The organism is Polaromonas sp., from assembly GCF_012927485.1.
GTDB lineage: Bacteria > Pseudomonadota > Gammaproteobacteria > Burkholderiales > Burkholderiaceae_C > Polaromonas.
The window spans coordinates 213269-231102 of sequence record NZ_JABBPC010000035.1 but is presented as its reverse complement, the minus strand read 5'-3'; the positions used below and the strand labels follow the sequence as shown (position 1 = coordinate 231102).

16 protein-coding genes are annotated in these 17834 nt (G+C 60.0%); 1 reads left to right on the top strand and 15 read right to left on the bottom strand.

The features are described 5' to 3' along the window. Positions 1 to 39 precede the first annotated feature (39 nt). The gene (gene ruvC, locus HHJ16_RS14805) at positions 40 to 588 is read left to right on the top strand and encodes a crossover junction endodeoxyribonuclease RuvC (RefSeq protein ID WP_296901797.1); all 549 of its coding nucleotides are present in this window, start codon (positions 40 to 42) and stop codon (positions 586 to 588) included. 11 nt (positions 589 to 599) lie between these two features. On the opposite strand, the gene HHJ16_RS14800 is transcribed toward ruvC, so the two are convergent. From HHJ16_RS14800 to ftsL, 15 genes are all read right to left on the bottom strand, one after another. Further along, positions 600 to 776: a hypothetical protein gene (locus HHJ16_RS14800; RefSeq protein WP_296901795.1), complete on the bottom strand. Its 177-nt coding sequence runs from the start codon at positions 774 to 776 to the stop codon at positions 600 to 602. A 33-nt stretch (positions 777 to 809) separates the two neighbouring features. Next, on the bottom strand, positions 810 to 1733 hold the full coding sequence (gene lpxC, locus HHJ16_RS14795) for a UDP-3-O-acyl-N-acetylglucosamine deacetylase (RefSeq protein ID WP_296901793.1): 924 nt from the start codon (positions 1731 to 1733) through the stop codon (positions 810 to 812). Between the two features lie 223 nt (positions 1734 to 1956). Then, positions 1957 to 3186: a cell division protein FtsZ gene (gene ftsZ / locus HHJ16_RS14790; protein WP_296901791.1), complete on the bottom strand. Its 1230-nt coding sequence runs from the start codon at positions 3184 to 3186 to the stop codon at positions 1957 to 1959. Between the two features lie 143 nt (positions 3187 to 3329). Beyond that, on the bottom strand, positions 3330 to 4559 hold the full coding sequence (gene ftsA, locus HHJ16_RS14785) for a cell division protein FtsA (protein WP_296901790.1): 1230 nt from the start codon (positions 4557 to 4559) through the stop codon (positions 3330 to 3332). A 4-nt stretch (positions 4560 to 4563) separates the two neighbouring features. Continuing rightward, positions 4564 to 5355: a cell division protein FtsQ/DivIB gene (locus HHJ16_RS14780; RefSeq protein WP_296901871.1), complete on the bottom strand. Its 792-nt coding sequence runs from the start codon at positions 5353 to 5355 to the stop codon at positions 4564 to 4566. Between the two features lie 8 nt (positions 5356 to 5363). Then, positions 5364 to 6350, bottom strand: coding sequence for a D-alanine--D-alanine ligase (locus HHJ16_RS14775; protein ID WP_296901868.1), 987 nt, complete (start codon positions 6348 to 6350; stop codon positions 5364 to 5366). Between the two features lie 2 nt (positions 6351 to 6352). After that, the gene (gene murC / locus HHJ16_RS14770; protein WP_296901788.1) at positions 6353 to 7783 is read right to left on the bottom strand and encodes a UDP-N-acetylmuramate--L-alanine ligase; all 1431 of its coding nucleotides are present in this window, start codon (positions 7781 to 7783) and stop codon (positions 6353 to 6355) included. Further along, positions 7780 to 8862, bottom strand: coding sequence for an undecaprenyldiphospho-muramoylpentapeptide beta-N-acetylglucosaminyltransferase (gene murG, locus HHJ16_RS14765; protein ID WP_296901786.1), 1083 nt, complete (start codon positions 8860 to 8862; stop codon positions 7780 to 7782). The genes murC and murG overlap by 4 nt, the downstream gene beginning before the upstream one ends. A 76-nt stretch (positions 8863 to 8938) precedes the next feature. Then, on the bottom strand, positions 8939 to 10174 hold the full coding sequence (ftsW, locus tag HHJ16_RS14760) for a putative lipid II flippase FtsW (RefSeq protein WP_296901866.1): 1236 nt from the start codon (positions 10172 to 10174) through the stop codon (positions 8939 to 8941). A 17-nt stretch (positions 10175 to 10191) separates the two neighbouring features. Next, positions 10192 to 11706, bottom strand: coding sequence for a UDP-N-acetylmuramoyl-L-alanine--D-glutamate ligase (murD, locus tag HHJ16_RS14755; protein WP_296901785.1), 1515 nt, complete (start codon positions 11704 to 11706; stop codon positions 10192 to 10194). Further along, positions 11703 to 12881: a phospho-N-acetylmuramoyl-pentapeptide-transferase gene (gene mraY, locus HHJ16_RS14750; protein WP_296901783.1), complete on the bottom strand. Its 1179-nt coding sequence runs from the start codon at positions 12879 to 12881 to the stop codon at positions 11703 to 11705. The genes murD and mraY overlap by 4 nt, the downstream gene beginning before the upstream one ends. After that, on the bottom strand, positions 12871 to 14277 hold the full coding sequence (gene murF / locus HHJ16_RS14745; RefSeq protein WP_296901781.1) for a UDP-N-acetylmuramoyl-tripeptide--D-alanyl-D-alanine ligase: 1407 nt from the start codon (positions 14275 to 14277) through the stop codon (positions 12871 to 12873). Before murF ends, mraY begins: the two co-directional genes overlap by 11 nt. Then, a complete protein-coding gene (locus tag HHJ16_RS14740) occupies positions 14274 to 15773 on the bottom strand; it encodes a UDP-N-acetylmuramoyl-L-alanyl-D-glutamate--2,6-diaminopimelate ligase (protein ID WP_296901779.1) in 1500 nt (499 codons plus the stop codon). The genes murF and HHJ16_RS14740 overlap by 4 nt, the downstream gene beginning before the upstream one ends. After that, positions 15770 to 17512, bottom strand: coding sequence for a penicillin-binding protein 2 (locus HHJ16_RS14735; protein WP_296901778.1), 1743 nt, complete (start codon positions 17510 to 17512; stop codon positions 15770 to 15772). Before HHJ16_RS14735 ends, HHJ16_RS14740 begins: the two co-directional genes overlap by 4 nt. Next, on the bottom strand, positions 17505 to 17804 hold the full coding sequence (ftsL, locus tag HHJ16_RS14730) for a cell division protein FtsL (RefSeq protein WP_296901777.1): 300 nt from the start codon (positions 17802 to 17804) through the stop codon (positions 17505 to 17507). The genes HHJ16_RS14735 and ftsL overlap by 8 nt, the downstream gene beginning before the upstream one ends. Between the last annotated feature and the right edge of the window lie 30 nt (positions 17805 to 17834).

Below are 17834 nucleotides of genomic sequence, written 5' to 3'. Positions count from 1 at the left end.
ACTAGCAACGAGCGTAGCAAGCGCCCCAATCTATTGCCTATGCGTATTTTAGGAATCGATCCTGGCTTGCAGATCACCGGATTTGGCGTGGTGGACGTCGATGGCCCGCAGCTCCAATACGTGGCCAGCGGAACCATCAAGACCACACACCTGGCACGCGGGGACCTGCCCGCCCGTCTAAAGGTGCTGTTTGACGGGGTACGTGAGGTGGTACAGCGCTACCAGCCTGATGTTGCGTCCGTGGAAATCGTTTTTGTCAACGTCAATCCGCAAGCCACACTGCTGCTCGGCCAAGCACGCGGAGCCTGCATTACAGGCCTGGTGTCCTGCGATCTGGCTGTGGCAGAGTACACCGCCCTGCAAATGAAGAAAGCGGTTGCAGGCTATGGCAAGGCCGCTAAAGCTGAAGTGCAGCAGATGGTGATGCGACTATTGAGGCTGCCGGCGCTACCCGGAAAAGATGCAGCTGATGCCTTGGGGCTGGCGATCACCCACGCCCATGCCGGACCGTCAACCGCGATTCTGGCGGCGGCCACGGCTTTGAAACCCCACGCAAGCGCGTCGTACAAGGCCGGTCGCCACTACTAAAAGGCGACGTTTCAGGCGACTCGCTCCAAAATGAGAACTGCAAAAAAGCCAAAAGCGGCGATTAGCGTCCACTTGAGGACGATGAGACCGAAGCGCTTGAACCGGACTTGTCCCGTGCCAACGTAAAACATGAACGACACGACGGAGGCCAGCAGGAATAGCAAAACAAGCCAGCGAAAAAGCAGCATGGTTAAAAATCCCCTAGTTCTTCTGGCCGGATCCTACCAAGCGCGGGCGACGGTTGCAAAACCGGGCGGTGCCAGTTTCTCGTCTTCAAAGGTGACCACTTCGTAGGCTTCGGGGTGCAGCAGCAGTTCACGCAGCAGTTTGTTGTTCATCGCGTGGCCCGAGCGAAATGCGCTGTAAGCCGCCAGCAGCGGCTTACCCAGCAGATACAGGTCACCCATGGCGTCGAGGATTTTGTGCTTGACGAATTCGTCGTTGTACCTCAGGCCATCGCTGTTCAGCACCTTGTAGTCGTCCATGACGATGGCGTTGTCCAGGCCGCCTCCCAGTGCGAGTCCGTTGGCACGCAACATTTCCACGTCTTTGGTAAAGCCGAAGGTGCGGGCCCTGGCGATATCGCGTGAATAGGAGCCTGACCCCAAATCGAACTCCACGCGCTGGCCGGTGGAGTCCACTGCCGGGTGATCAAAGTCGATTTCAAAGCTCAACTTGTAGCCCTCAAAAGGACTGAGGCGAGCCCACTTGGCTGAAACGCCCTCGCCTTCCCTCACTTCGACTGGTTTGGTCACGCGAATAAATCGCTTGGGAGCAGACTGCAGTTCAATGCCGGCCGCCTGCAGCAAAAACACAAACGATGAGGCTGAACCGTCAAGAATGGGAACTTCTTCCGCGGTGATGTCGATGTAAAGATTGTCGATGCCCAAACCCGCACAGGCGGACATCAGGTGCTCCACGGTGTGCACCTTGGCGCTGCCGCTCGATATGGTGGAGGCCAACCGGGTGTCGGTCACAGCCTGCGCCGAAATAGCGATATCGACCGGCAAAGGCAAATCGACCCGCCGGAACACGATCCCGGTGTCGGGCGGCGCCGGTCGCAAGGTCAGCTCCACCCGCTGGCCGCTGTGCAGCCCCACGCCCACGGCCTTGGTCAGGGATTTAAGTGTTCTTTGGGCCAGCATGGTGCTATTTTAAGTGGCCTGCGCCCGAGGGGTGGGAATAGGGATTAACGCGTCGAAATACGCAGCGAGCAATCCCCGGTGGAGCGGTTAAGCGCAGTCTCGTTACCCGGGCCGCCGCTGTAAACGCAGCGTCAACCCGCGCCGAGCTTTAAGCCCGACCCACCACCGGGCCGCCCCAAGGGGCAGCCCTTCAGCGCAACGCAAATACCTGTGCCGGGCACGCTTAATCAGCTTGCTTGCGCAGGAAGGCAGGGATCTCGAAGTCATCCATGCCCCCGGAGGCCAGCGCATCCACCTTGGCCGCCGCCTGGGTGCGATTGGTACGCCACACGCTGGGCACCGTCATGTTGCCGTAATCCGGTTGCGACGATCCCATGGCGGTCTGAGGGCCGCCGACAGCCCCCGAAACGACGTTGAGGGTGGGCATGTGAAACGGTACATTGTCAGTCCCCGTTCGCAATACCTGGAGCGGCGGGGCATGGCGACGCACACCTTGGCGACTTAATCCCGTGGCGACCACCGTGACCCGAATGTCCTCCCCCAGTTCGTCGTCGTACGCCGTGCCGTAAATCACATGCGCATCGGGCGAAGCGTAGGCGCGGATGGTGTTCATTGCCAGCTTGGACTCGGCTAACTTGAGCGAGCCTTTGGCCGCACTGATCAGCACCAGCACGCCCTTGGCGCCCGAGAGGTCAATACCTTCCAGCAAGGGACACGCAACGGCCTGTTCGGCAGCGATGCGCGCCCGATCAGGGCCGTTGGCCTTGGCCGTACCCATCATGGCCTTTCCGGGCTCGCCCATGACCGTGCGCACATCTTCAAAGTCGACGTTGACATGACCCGGCACATTGATGATTTCAGCAATGCCGCCCACGGCGTTCTTCAGCACGTCGTTGGCGTGGGCGAAGGCTTCATCCTGGGTCACGTCATCGCCCAGTACATCGAGCAGCTTTTCATTCAGAATGACGATCAGCGAGTCCACATTGGCTTCTAGCTCGGCCAAGCCCAGGTCGGCATTGGTCATCCGGCGGCCGCCTTCGAACTCGAACGGCTTGGTCACCACGCCAACGGTCAAAATACCCATCTCTTTGGCCAAGCGTGCAATCACGGGCGCCGCACCGGTCCCTGTGCCGCCGCCCATCCCTGCCGTAATGAACAGCATGTGCGCGCCATCGATAGCGCTGCGAATGGCATCAACCGCCAGTTCGGCCGCCTCACGACCTTTGTCGGGTTTGCTGCCCGCACCGAGCCCGCTGACGCCGAGCTGGATCGTCTTGTGCGCGCTGCCGCGATGGAGTGCCTGCGCGTCCGTATTGGCGCAAATAAATTCAACGCCCTGCACCCCGCATTGGATCATGTGCCCCACCGCGTTGCCTCCACCGCCCCCGACACCGATCACTTTAATCTGTGTGCCTTGGTTAAATTCCTGGATTTCAATCATTTCGATACTCATTGGGAGCCTCCGATCAATAAACTGCAGTTGTCAAAAAGTATTAAAAAGTATTTTTGTTGAAGGGAACGGTCATGCCGGTGGGTCCGCTCCTCCGGAATGGATACCGCGCGAAGTCCGACTCATGAAGCTGGTTAATTTATTCATCAGAAATTCCCCACGAACCAGTCTCTGACACGACCGAATGCGTTGTGAACGCTGCCCGCTTTTTGCGCCACTTTGTAGCCGCGCATGCGTGCCAGCCTGGCCTCTTCCAGCAATCCCATCACCGTGGCCGCCCTGGCCTGGGCCACCATGTCCGAAAGCGCACTTGAGTAGCGGGGTATGCCGCGCCGAACCGGTTTAAGAAAAATGTCCTCGCCCAGCTCGACCATGCCAGGCATCATCACGCTGCCGCCGGTGATAACGATGCCCGAAGACAGCACCTCTTCGTAGCCCGATTCGCGGATCACCTGCTGGACCAGTGAAAAAATCTCTTCCACACGCGGCTCGATGACGCCCGCCAAGGCCTGTTTGCTCAACATGCGAGGGCTGCGGTCACCCAGGCCGGGTACCTCTACCTGAGTGTCCGGGTCGGCCAGCAGCTGCTTGGCGCAACCGCTTTCAACCTTGATGTCTTCGGCGTCCTTGGTCGGCGTGCGCAAGGCCATGGCGATGTCGCTGGTGATCAGGTCGCCGGCGATCGGGATCACCGCCGTGTGCCGGATCGCGCCACCCGTGAAGATGGCGACATCGGTGGTGCCCGCCCCAATATCCACCAGCGCCACGCCCAGCTCACGCTCATCTTGCGTCAGCACCGACAGACTAGAGGCGAGCGGGTTGAGCATCAGCTGATCCACTTCAAGGCCGCAGCGCCGGACACACTTGATAATATTTTCGGCGGCACTTTGCGCGCCGGTGACTATATGCACCTTGGCTTCCAGCCGGATGCCGCTCATGCCGATCGGTTCACGAACGTCCTGACCGTCGATCACGAACTCCTGCGGCTCGACCAACAGCAATCGCTGGTCGGTCGAAATATTGATGGCCTTTGCCGTCTCGATCACACGGGCGACGTCCGCCTGAGTGACTTCTTTATCTTTTACGGCGACCATGCCACTGGAGTTAATGCCGCGGATATGACTGCCGGTAATGCCGGTATAGACGCGAGCGATTTTGCAATCCGCCATCAACTCGGCTTCCTTCAGGGCTTGCTGAATACTTTGCACGGTGGCATCAATATTGACCACCACGCCGCGCTTGAGGCCGTGGCTGTAAGCAATGCCCAATCCCGCCAGCTTGAGCTCCCCCCCCGGCATGACCTCTGCCACCACAGCCATCACCTTGCTGGTTCCAATGTCCAGTCCGACCACCAGATCTTTGTATTCTTTGGCCATATGTCTACCTTTTATTCTTTACAACGTCTTTTTCGCCCGGGGCGACGGTGGTCACGCCTCGAAGCTTGACGGCATAGCCATTGCCATAACGCAAATCGGCGGATTCCAGGTCTCGTCCGAACCTTGAGGACACCTGTGTCAACGTAGCCAGAAAACGGCGGGTACGGGCTTGAATCTCATTCAGCGAGCCGTGTCCAAGCTCGATGACGGCACCACTGTCCAGTTGTGCGCGCCAGCCGCCCTGACCACTTAACTGCAGTCGTTCCAGCACCACGTCCGCCTCTTCAAACATGGTCGACAACAGCTGGTAGGCCTGCAGCACCTGCGGCGCCTGTCCCTGTGGACCGTTGAGCAGGGGCAGGTCCTCAGCTTCCACTTCGCCCTGATTAGCCTCGAACACCTCTCCAAAGCTGTTGAGCAAGCGGCCATCACCCTCCGCCCCCCAGAAGGCGATCGCTTTGTGTTCCTGCAACACCACCTTTAGCCGGTTGGGAAATTCGCGCTGCACCACGGCCCTGCGAACCCAGGGCACCGCTTCGAAAGCCGCGCGGGTGCGCTCCAGATTCACCGTCAGGAAATTACCCGTCAGTTTGGGGGCTACATTGGCGCGCAGGGTGACCGCATTGTTGTGTGTCAAGTCGCCCTGGACCTGAATGGCACTGAGGTTAAACAGCGATTGACGCATCAGCCAAGCCACTACCAGCGCCAGCAGCAAGACCGCAAACACCAAGCCAAGCGCCTGCGCAAGGGTGTTCATGAGCTTGACGTCCAGCGGCATGGGGATTGGCAGTGGCAGGGCGCGGCTCAAGTGGAGGCTCCGCTTGGGGGTTGGTAGTCGAGCGCGGCGGTCTTCAATATTTCGATGCAGAGGTCTTCATAGGAGATGCCCGCCGCCCGCGCAGACATCGGGACCAGCGAGTGCCCCGTCATGCCAGGCGAGGTATTGATTTCAAGCAGGTAAGGCTTGCGCGTACGCTGGTCAATCATCACGTCGGCGCGTGCCCAACCCCGGCAGTTGAGAGTGCGAAAGGCTTGCAAAACCAGCTGCTGGATGACCGCCTCTTCCCCCTCTGGAAGTCCGCACGGTGTCAGGTACTGCGTGGTGTCGGTGAAGTACTTGTTCTGGTAGTCGTAGTTACCGTCAGGCGCCACGATGCGGATGACAGGCAGGGCACGCGCGCTGCTGCCCGTTCCCAGTACCGGACAGGTGACTTCATCACCGCCAATGAACTGCTCGCACAGGATGTCGGCATCCAGCTTGGCGGCCAGTGCCACTGCCTCGGTCATGCCGGCCCGCTCGGTCACTTTGGTCAGGCCAATCGACGAGCCTTCCCGCGAGGGCTTGACGATCAGCGGCAAACCCAGCTGGTCCGGGATGGCGTTGATATCAATGCCGCCATAGCCGCCCTGTGCGCCGCGGCGGAGCAGGACATAAAGGGGGGTCGGCAGCCCTTCCGAAATCAGTACCCGCTTGGTCATGACCTTGTCGATCGCCATGCTCGACGCCATCACGCCGGAACCGGTGTACGGAATACCCATAAGCTCCAGCGCGCCCTGCACCGTGCCGTCTTCGCCGAAGCGTCCGTGCAACGTGATAAAGCACCGCGCGAAGCCGTCTTTTTTCAGCTCGCTGATGTCGCGCTCGGCGGGGTCGAACGCCTGGACATCGACGCCTCGCGCGCGAAGCGCCTGCAAGACACCCTGGCCCGACAGCAACGAAATTTCGCGTTCGGCCGACCGGCCACCCATGAGCACTGCGACCTTGCCAAAATGGGGGTTAATTTGACGCATCATCATTGCCCCCCTGCCAGCGCCGTGCGCTTGGCGGCTTTGAGCATGGCCGTGACTTTTCCCGGCACCAGTCCGATGGAGCCAGCGCCCATGCACATGACGATATCGCCGTCCTGTGCGTTGTCCACGATCGCTTGTGGCATGGCCTCAATGTCATCGACGAATACCGGCTCCACCTTGCCAGCCAGGCGCAGGGCGCGCGCCAGCGAGCGGCCGTCTGCGGCCACGATAGGCGTCTCGCCAGCGGCATAGACTTCTGCCAGTAACACGGCATCTACTGAACCCAGGACTTTGATGAAATCCTCAAAGCAATCGCGTGTACGGGTATAGCGGTGAGGTTGGAAGGCCAGCACCAGCCGCTTGCCGGGGAAAGCACCGCGCGCGGCAGCCAACGTTGCAGCGACTTCAACTGGATGGTGGCCGTAATCCTCGATCACCGTGAAGTAGCCGCCGTCTTTGGCCGGCAGATCGCCGTAACTCTGGAAACGCCTGCCGACACCCTTGAATTCAGCCAGGGCTTTCTGCACAGCGGCATCGGGCACATTGAGTTCAACCGCGATTGCGATCGCCGCCAGAGCATTCAGCACGTTGTGTTCACCCGCCAGGTTGAGTACCACCTCCAGGTCAGGCAGCGTGACGCCGTTGCGGCGCTGCGCGGTGAAGTGCATTTGCGCACCGACCGCCCGCACGGTGACCGCGCGGACCTGCGCTTCCTCGCCAAAGCCGTAACTCGTGATGGGGCAGGAGACCTGCGGCACAATTTCCCGCACGGCCGGATCATCGGTACACAAGATCGCCGTGCCATAGAAAGGCATGCGGTGCAGAAAATCGATAAAGGCCTTTTTGAGATTGCCGAAGTCATGCCCATAGGTTTCCATATGGTCGGCATCGATATTGGTGACCACCGCCATCACGGGCAGGAGATTCAGGAAGGACGCGTCCGATTCATCCGCTTCCACGACGATGTAGTCGCCCGAGCCCAGCTTGGCGTTGGCGCCGGCGCTGTTGAGCCGGCCGCCGATGACAAACGTGGGGTCGAGGCCGCCTTCGGCCAGCACACTGGCCACCAGGCTGGTGGTGGTGGTTTTTCCGTGGGTGCCGGCAATGGCAATACCTTGCTTCAAGCGCATCAGCTCGGCCAGCATCAAGGCGCGCGGCACCACGGGGATGCGCTTTTCGCGTGCGGCAAGCACCTCGGGATTGTCAGCTCGCACAGCGGTGGACGTCACCACGGCATCGACCGTGACCAGATTGGAAGCGGCATGTCCCACAAAAGTCTTGATGCCGAGCCCGGCCAGACGCTGTAACGTCGGACTGTTCGACAGGTCGGATCCCGAAATCACGTAGCCGAGGTTGTGCAGGACTTCGGCGATACCCGACATTCCCGCGCCACCGAGTCCAATGAAGTGAATATTTTTAATCGCGTGTTTCATGTCGCCAGCTCCTCGCAAGCGGTCACAACACGGGCGGTAGCATCAATTTTTTCCATGGCTTTAGCGTTTAGCGCCCGTTGGACCAGCACGGTACGCTCTGTTTTTTTTAGTATTTCTGCAAGTATTGAGGGCGTCAGATCGCGTTGCTGCACTAACCAGCCGCCGCCTTGATCGACCAGGAACTTCGCATTGCTGGTCTGGTGGTCGTCCACCGCAGCAGGAAGCGGCACGAACAAGGCGGCAGCGCCGATAGCGGCAATCTCGGTGACGGTACTGGCGCCAGCGCGGCAGATGATTAAATCGGCGTCCGCAAATGCCTGCGCCGTGTCTTCAATAAATGGCGTGAGTTCTGCCTCGACAGATACCGCTTGGTAGTGAGCGCGCAACGCCTCAATCTGAAGAGCGCCGCTTTGATGGGTGACCTGCGGGCGCTCGAGCGTAGGGATCAGCGCGAGGGCTTTGGGCACCAGTTCATTCAAGGCTTTAGCGCCCAGACTACCGCCCACTACCAACAGCTTCAAGGGCCCGCTGCGTCCTGCAAAGCGGACAGCAGGACCCGGGTGGCTGGTGAAGGCCGGGCGCAAGGGGTTGCCCACCCACTCCGCTTTTTCAAACACGCCCGGGAATGCAGAAAAGACCCGGTCCGCCACACGCGCCAGCACCTTGTTCACCAGGCCTGCGACGGAGTTTTGCTCGTGCAATATCAGTGGCCGGCCCAGCAGAACGCTCATCATGCCGGCGGGAAAGCTGATGTAGCCGCCCAGGCCGATCACGACGTCCGGTTTGACGCGTCTGAGCACCTGAATACTTTGCCAGAAGGCCCTCAGCAAACGCATCGGCAAAAAAACCACCGTGACCAGGCCTTTGCCGCGCACACCGGAAAAATCAATCGACTCGAACGCGAAGCCGCGCGGAGGCACCAATTGACTTTCCATGCTGGGTCGACCCGCGCTGCCTCGTCCGCCCAGCCAGTGCACGTGCCAGCCGCGCTCGCGCAAGGCTTCTGCCACGGCGAGTCCTGGAAAAATGTGACCCCCGGTACCGCCCGCCATGATCAAGGCGCAGTGCTGACCGCTCATGACTGGCCTCCCCGCATCCAAAACGCTCGGGCACCGGCGCGGCTGCCGCAAAAACCGTGTTGACTACAGCGCGTTTTCATACACGCCCCCCGCGCATGAGAACCCGGTTTTCATAGTCGATTCTTAGAACGACAGCCAGTGAAATCAGATTCATCAAAATTGCGGAGCCGCCATAACTCATCAGGGGCAAGGTCAAGCCCTTTGTAGGCAATGCGCCGAGATTCACCCCGACGTTGATGAAAGTCTGGAAGCCTATCCAGATTCCCACGCCCTGTGCCACCAGCCCTGCAAACAAACGGTCGAGGGCAATGGCTTGCCGACCTATGTGCATGATGCGGCGAGTCATCCATACGAACAGGCCAATCACGACCACCACGCCGAGCAAGCCGAACTCCTCCCCAATCACGGCCATCAGGAAGTCGGTATGCGCCTCGGGCAGCCAGTTAAGTTTTTCAATACTTCCGCCAAGGCCCACTCCGAACACCTCGCCGCGCCCAAATGCAATCAGGGAGTGCGAAAGCTGGTAGCCCTTGCCCATGGAGTATTTGTCGCTCCAGGGATCCAGATAAGCAAAAATACGTTCGCGGCGCCATTCACTGAGCATCACCATCAGGCCAAATGCGACCACCACGACGGATGCAATCAGCAAGAACATGCGGGCGTTGACGCCACCCAAAAAGAGAATACCCATGGCGATGACCGAGATCACCATGAAGGCGCCCATATCGGGCTCCGCAAGCAACAATACGCCCACCACCGCGATCGCGGTCGCCATCGGCAGTACGGCGCGGAAGAAGTGTTCTTTCACGTCCATTTTGCGAACCATGTAATCTGCGGCGTACAAAAGCACTGCAAATTTCGCCAGTTCCGAGGGCTGGAAATTCATGATCCCCAGCGAGATCCAGCGGCGCGCCCCATTGACACCCTTGCCGATGAAGGGCACCAGCACCAACACCAGCAGCAGCAATGACGCAACAAACAGCCACGGCGCCACTTTTTCCCAGGTCGCCATGGGCACTTGAAACACCAGCACGGCGGCAACAAAAGCCACCGCCAGCGACAGCATGTGGCGCATCAGGAAATGGGTGTGCGCATAGCGTGAAAATTTTGGGTTGTCAGGCATGGCAATCGACGCCGAATAGACCATGACCAGTCCCCAGATCAGCAAAGCGACGGTGATCCAAATCAGCGCCTGGTCGGAGCCGGCCACACGCGCGGGCGGCGTCGCCAGTGTCCGTGACAGGCTTTGACCGCCGAGCCGAACCGGCAACACCTCGGAAGCGCCTTTACCAACGCCGGAGAACCAGCTCATGAGACGCGACGTGGCGGTCACAGTAGCACGCCCTCATTGTGCGCAAGCGCTTGAACCGCGTCACAAAAGACCTGCGCCCGATGCTCGTAGTTGTCGAACATGTCAAAGCTGGCACAGGCGGGCGACATCAGGACGGCGTCGCCACCGCGGGCCTGCTGCGTGGCCACGGCAACGGCATCGCGCATGGAGACCGCGTCAAGCAGCGGAACATCACTGGATTGCAATGCAGACCGGATAAGCGGCGCATCGCGCCCTATGAGCACGACGGCTCTGGCATAGCGCGAAACCACCTCAACCAGAGGCGAGAAGTTTTGGCCCTTGCCTTCACCACCCAAAATGACCACCAGCTTTCGCTCTGGTCCGAGGCCTGCAAGGGCCGCCACCGTGGCGCCCACATTGGTGCCCTTGCTGTCGTCGAAGTACTCGATGTCGTTCACGACGGCGATCGACTCCACCCGATGCGGCTCCCCTTTGTAGTCGCGCAGGCCATGCAGCATGGGAGCGAGCGTGCAATCCACCGCCACGGCGAGCGCGAGCGCAGCCAGCGCGTTCGTGGCGTTATGGCGCCCGCGAATGCGAAGAGCCTCCTGCGGCATGAGACGCTGGATATACAGCGCGGCCTCTTCAACTTTTCGACGCTTGACGGTCTCATCCGCTGCCGCTGCGCGCACCAGCCACGCCATGCCATTGACCGTTTCAATTCCGTAGTCGCCCGGACGCTGCGGTTCATCACTGCCGAAAGTCACGTACTCGCGCAACTGCCTGCCCTTGACGGGCGGCGGCAATGCGGCCATTACCAACGGGTCGTTGCGATTGAGCAGCATGAGGCCGGTGTGGCCGAAAACGCGGCTCTTGGCCGCGACGTATTTCGGCAGCGTTTCATGCCAGTCCAGGTGATCTTGCGTCACATTTAGCAGCGCGGCCACCGTGGGCTCAAAGTTATCGATGCCGTCTAACTGAAAACTCGACAGCTCCAGCACCCAGACGTCAGGTAATGCAGGCAACGCCTCGTCGCCCTGTTTTTCGTCGAGCTTTTCTCCCAGCGTATCGAGAAGCGTGGGGCCGATATTGCCGGCTACCGCGACTGATTTTCCCGCCCGCTGCACAAGCAGCGCCGTGAGCGAGGTGACCGTCGTTTTGCCATTGGTGCCGGTAATTGCAATCACCTTCGGCGCATAAGCGCGCTCTTCTTTCAAATCGGCCAGCGCCTGCGCGAACAGACTTAACTCGCTACCACACGCGATGCCGCCGGCGATTGCCGCGGCGATGACACCGGCCACCGAAGCGGGGCTCAAGCCTGGGCTTTTCAGCACCAGATCGAATGCGTCCGTGGTCAGCAACGCGTCGTTCATCTCGGCATGGATAAACCTGGCGGTGGGCACACTCGCTTGCAGCTTAGAAAGCTGCGGCGGCTCGGCCCGTGTGTCTGCCACCGTGACCCGTGCACCGCAGCGCGCGCACCAACGCGCCAGCGCCAGACCCGAAGCGCCCAGCCCCAGTACAAGAATATTTTTTTGCGCCAGCTGTTTCATCTGAGTTTGAGCGTTGTAAGGCCCACCAGACACAACAACATGGTGATGATCCAGAAACGAACCACGACTTGGGTTTCTTTCCAGCCGCTCTTTTCGAAATGGTGATGCAACGGGGCCATCTTGAGGATGCGCCGCCCCTCCCCAAACCGCTTCTTCGTGTACTTGAAATAGGTCACCTGCAGCATCACGGAGAGCGCCTCCACGACGAAAATCCCACCCATGATGGCAAAAACTATTTCCTGACGCACGATGACGGCGATCGTGCCCAGTGCAGCCCCCAAAGCCAGCGCACCGACGTCGCCCATGAAGACCTGGGCGGGGTGGGCGTTGAACCACAGGAACGCGAGCCCGGCACCGGCCATGGCGGAACAAAAAACAAGCAGTTCACCGGCACCGGGAATATGCGGGAAAAGAAGGTATTTGGAGTAAACCGCGCTACCGGTCACGTAAGCGAAAACGCCTAGCGAAGAACCCACCATCACCACTGGCATGATGGCCAGCCCATCCAGCCCGTCCGTGAGATTGACGGCATTGCTGGAGCCCACAATGACCAGGTAAGTCAAGATCACAAAACCGAAGACGCCGAGCGGATAGCTCACTTCTTTCACAAACGGCACCAGTAATCCAGCCTTGGGCGGCAAGTTCACATCGAAGCCCGACTGCACCCAGCTGAAAAACAGTTCCAGCACGCGCATGTTGGAGATCTCGGAGATGCTGAATACCAGGTACAGCGCCGCCACCAGCCCAATCAGCGATTGCCACAGGTATTTTTCGCGCGACCGCATCCCTTCTGGGTCCTTGAGCACCACTTTGCGCCAGTCGTCTGCCCATCCGATGGCACCAAAACCCAAGGTGACGATCAGTACGATCCAGACAAAGCGATTCGACAAATCGAACCACAAAAGAGTCGATATGCCAATGCACATCAAGATCAGCACACCGCCCATGGTGGGCGTACCGCTTTTGCTCAAGTGCGTCTCCATCGCGTATTCGCGAATGGGCTGGCCAATCTTCAGGGCGATGAGCCGGCGAATAACAAAGGGACCGGCCAGCAAGCCGATGAGCAAGGCGGTGAGCGCGGCCATCACCGCGCGGAAGGTCAGGTACTGAAATACCCGCAAAAATCCGAAGTCAGGCGAGATCGACTGGAGCCATTGGGCCAGACTAAGCAGCATGGGGCTCGTCCTTGTGTTGTTGTGTGTGCTGGGCAATGGCGTGAACCACTTGCTCCATCTTCATGAACCGCGAGCCCTTGACGAGCACGCTGCCCGAATGCGGCAGGACCGCCAGAACCGCCTCGATCAGTTCGGCCATATCCTTGAAATGGCGCCCCCGCCCAAAAGCGATGGCCGCTCTTTGAGACTGGCTGCCCAACGTGAAAACTGTTTCAATCCCCAGCGCACGGGCCTGGTCGCCAGCTTCGTCGTGGAATTGCGGACCCTGATCACCGACCTCTCCCATGTCGCCCATCACCAACAGGCGCGGCCCGGGAAGCTCCGCCAAGACTTCAATGGCGGCACGCATGGAGTCGGGGTTGGCGTTGTAAGTGTCATCAATCAATGTCAGCACGCGCTCCTGCAGGCCTTGGAGGTTTTGGATCGGTATGGAGATTGCACGGGAACGCCCCTTCACCGGGGAAAACGCCGCCAACCCTGTCGCGATAAAAGATAAGGGCACGCCCGCGGCGAGCGCACAGGCGGTGGCGGCCAGTGCGTTCTTGACGTTATGCCGACCGGCGAGGGCCAAGGAAAACTGAAGCGGGCCTGCAGGTGTCTGCGCTTCGACCTGCCAACGGGCGCCGCTCCAACCCGCGACAGCGGTCACGTCTGCCGGCCCAGAGAGCGCAAAGGTCAAGACCTTGCGCGGACCCGCCAACTCGCGCCAGACCGTCGTGTAATCATCATCCGCAGGGAAAACAGCCGTGCCACTTTCGTCCAGGGACTGAATCACTGAGCCGTTTTCCCGGGCGACCGCTGCAACAGTGCCCATGAATTCAAGGTGCTCGCGCTGAGCGTTGTTGACCAGCGCCACGGTGGGCTTGGCCAATCCAGCCAGGTAAGCTATTTCCCCGGAGTGGTTCATACCCAGCTCGATCACCCCGACCGCATGCGAATTCCGCAAGCGCAGCAGTGTCAGGGGCACGCCAATGTCGTTATTGAAGTTGCCTTCGGTGGCAAAGGCGCCGGTCGATTTCCAGGCGCGCAGAATCGATGCGATCATTTGCGTGACGGTCGTTTTTCCGTTGCTTCCGGTCACCGCAATGAGGGGCAGCACGAATTGTGAACGCCAGCCCGCGGCAAGCTGACCCAGCGCCAGCCGGGAGTCTGCAACTTCCAGACCGACCAGACCCGCTTCGGCCAGACCGTGCTGCGCAATCGCTGCCACAGCGCCCTGCGCTTTGGCTTGGGATAAAAAGTCGTGGGCATCGAAGCGCTCGCCCTCGAGCGCAACGAACAAATCGCCCGCCTGCAGGCGGCGTGTATCGGTAGTGACCCGGAGGAGCGCCAGGCCGCCATTGCCCAGCAGCCGGGCCGATGGCAACCAGTTCTGAGCTTGTTGCAGAGTCATCATGCGACGCTTCCCCCTGCGGTGCGTCCAGCCCCTGTTGCGTTCAAAGCGGCCTGCGCGTGCGCCCTGTCAGAAAACGGAAGTTTTATGCCGCCCGTTTCCTGAAAACTTTCGTGGCCTTTTCCTGCCAGTAGTACCACGTCCTGAGGCCGCGCGAGGCTCACTGCGTGGACGATCGCCGCAGCGCGGTCCGGCTGCACAACTACGGCATCCGGTTCACTGAGTCCCCGTAATATCTGCTCGATGATGGTGAGGGGATTTTCACTGCGCGGATTATCACTGGTAACCACAAGCTGGTCAGCATTCTTTTCCGCTGCCGCAGCCATCAGCGGGCGCTTGAGGGCATCGCGGTCGCCTCCGCAACCAAAGACACACCAGAGTTGACCGCCGCGGCTGATCGCAACGGGCTGGAGCGCCGCGAGCACCTTCTCGAGCGCGTCGGGCGTATGCGCGTAGTCAATGACAACCAGCGGTCGTCCTTCTTCCGCAATGGTTTCCATACGGCCGGGCACCGCCAACAGATCGCGACAAGCAGCCACGGCGTCTCTCAACGGTATTTTCATAGCCCGCAGGGCCGCCATCACACCCAGCAGGTTGGAAACGTTGTACTGGCCGACAAGATTGGTTGAAATTCTGTGCCGCTCGGTGCCTTCAACCACCTCAAAGCTCACACCGCGCGCACCCTGATTGATCTTGTCCGCTGCCAAGCGCGCAGACCCGGTACAGGAAAACGTCCAGACATCCAGACCGGTCCCCGCCAGCGATGTGTTCAGATCGATGCCTTTGCGATCATCAAGGTTGATTACCGCCGTTTGCAATCCAGGCCAGCGAAATAGCATTTCCTTGGCTTCCCAATAAGACTCCATGGAGGCGTGGTAGTCGAGATGGTCCTGCGTGAAATTGGTAAAGATGGCGACGTGTATCGAGGTGGCGTCCAGGCGCCGCTCCACCAGCCCTATCGAGGAAGCTTCCAGCACACACGCAACAAATCCCTCGTCAACAAAACGCCGTAGCTGCTGCTGCAGCAGCACCGGGTCGGGCGTGGTCATTCCGTTGGAGACCATCGCGCCGGGCTCGCCGATACCCAAGGTGCCCACCACCCCGGACTTGCGTCCCAACTTGCCCAACGCCTGCGCCAGCCACCAGGCGGTCGAGGTTTTCCCGTTGGTACCGGTCACCGCGACGACCTGCAAATGCTGACTCGGCGCCTCGAAATATGCAGCGGCGATGGGCCCGGAAGCCGCCTTGAGTCCGGCGTAAGTCGCGACTTTTTCGCCCTCGAAGCCATATGCCCGTGCACCTTCCCGCTCAATCAAACAGGCCCGGGCGCCTGCGGCGAGCACGTCACCGAGGTATTGCCGGCCATCGGTTGCCGCGCCGGGCCAGGCGATAAAGCCATCGCCAGGTCCCACCGTGCGGCTGTCCGTCGATAAACCGTTGGTCACACGATCTCGCAACCAGCGCGCCGCCTGTTCGGGCGTCTGAAGAAGCGAGATCACAACGACTCCTCCGCAGCTTGCGTCACGATTTGCGGTTTGACACTCATATCGGGCTGAACGCCCATCATGCGCAGCGTCTGTTGCACCACTTCGCTAAAGACAGGTGCTGCCACATCACCGCCAAAATATTTTCCGGCGCCGGGCTCGTCGATCATGACTGCGACGATCACGCGCGGCTTGTCGATCGGCGCCATACCGACGAACCAGCCGCGGTATTTCCGGTCTTTGTCGCCGCCATAGCTTTTACCGATCTGCTTGTAAGCCGTGCCAGACTTACCGCCGACTGAATAACCCAGCGTCTGGGCTTTGCCCCCGGTGCCGCCGGGGCCCGCCGCCATTTGCAGCATCTTCCGGACCGCCAGCGCGGTGCGAACCGAGAACACCTGCACACCGATAGCCGGCTCGCTGGACTTGAGCAAAGTGGCAGAAATAACCTGTCCGTCATGACCAAAAACGGTATAAGCGCGAGCCATCTGGAACAGCGACGCAGACAAGCCATAGCCATAAGACATGGTCGCCTGTTCTATCGGCCGCCAGGTCTTGTATGGCCGCAGGCGTCCCGACACGACACCCGGAAACGCAATTTGCGGTTTCTGCCCGAATCCAGCCTCGGAAAAGGTTTCCCACATTTCGCGGGGCTGCATCTGCATGGCGATTTTGGTGGTTCCGACGTTGCTGGAAACCTGGATCACCTGCTCTACCGTGAGCGCGCCATGAGGGTGCGAGTCGTGGATCGTTGAGCCGGTGATGGTGACGGACCCTGGCGCGGTCTGGATCACGGTATCAGGCGTCACCCGCCCGGTCTCCAGGGCGAGGCCAATGGTAAAGGGTTTCATCACCGAGCCGGGCTCGAACGTGTCGGTCAGAGCGCGGTTGCGCAACTGGGCGCCGCTCATGTTTTGGCGCTTGTCCGGGGTGTAGCTGGGATAATTGGCCATCGCCAGCACTTCCCCCGTGTTCACATCGAGCACCACGATGCTGCCGGCATGCGCCTTGTTGAGGATCACCGCATCCCGCAACTTCTGATACGCGACAAACTGAATCTTGCTGTCAATACTCAGTTGCAAATCTTTGCCATCCACCGGCGGGACTTGTTCACGCAGGTCCTCCACCACACGCCCAAGACGGTCTTTAATCACTCTGCGTGAGCCGGCGCGACCGGCCAGGTCTTTATTGAAAGTCAGCTCGACGCCTTCTTGTCCGTGGTCTTCCAGATTGGTAAATCCGACGACGTGAGCAACTGTTTCCCCCTCGGGATACTGGCGCTTGTACTCCTTGCGCTGGTAAACACCTTTAATGCCCAGGGCATTTATTTTCTGGCCTACCGGCTCGTCCACCTGGCGCTTTAGCCAGACAAAGGTCTTGTCGTCATTACCCAGCTTTTTGTTCAGATCAGCCAGCGGCATTTCCAGCAACTTGGCCAGTTCTGCGAGTTGGACCTCGCTCGCTTCAACGTCTTCGGGAATAGCCCAGATGCTGGGCACCGGCACACTGGACGCCAGTATCAGACCATTCCGGTCCAGGATGCGGCCGCGGTTGGCCGGCAGCTCCAACGTGCGGGCGAAGCGCACTTCGCCTTGCCGTTGAAAAAAGTCATTTGCGAAAATCTGAATATAGGCTGCCCGGCCCGCCAGCGCTGTAAACGCCAGCACGAAGCCCGCCACGATAAATTTGCTGCGCCAGACCGGTGTCTTGCTGGCCAGCAAAGGGCTGGACGTGTAGCGAACGCTCCTACTCATGCTGCGCCCCCGCGTCTGCCATCGCCGCATCCTTGTAGGTCACATATTGGGTGATGGCGGGGGTAACCGTGCGCATCTGCAGGCGGTCCCTGGCCAGCTTTTCGACTCGCAGAGGGGTCGCTTGGGTGCGCTTTTCTACCTGCAGACGCTCATTGTCCGTTTCTATTTTCCGGCTTTGGGCTGCGGTCTTTTCAAGCTCGACATAGAGGCGACGTGACTCGTACTGGGTGCGCACCAAATACAGCGCGCTGGCCACTACGGCCATCAAAAGAAGCACGCTCAGGCGACCCATTTGCCGCACACCACGGTTACCACAAGAAGT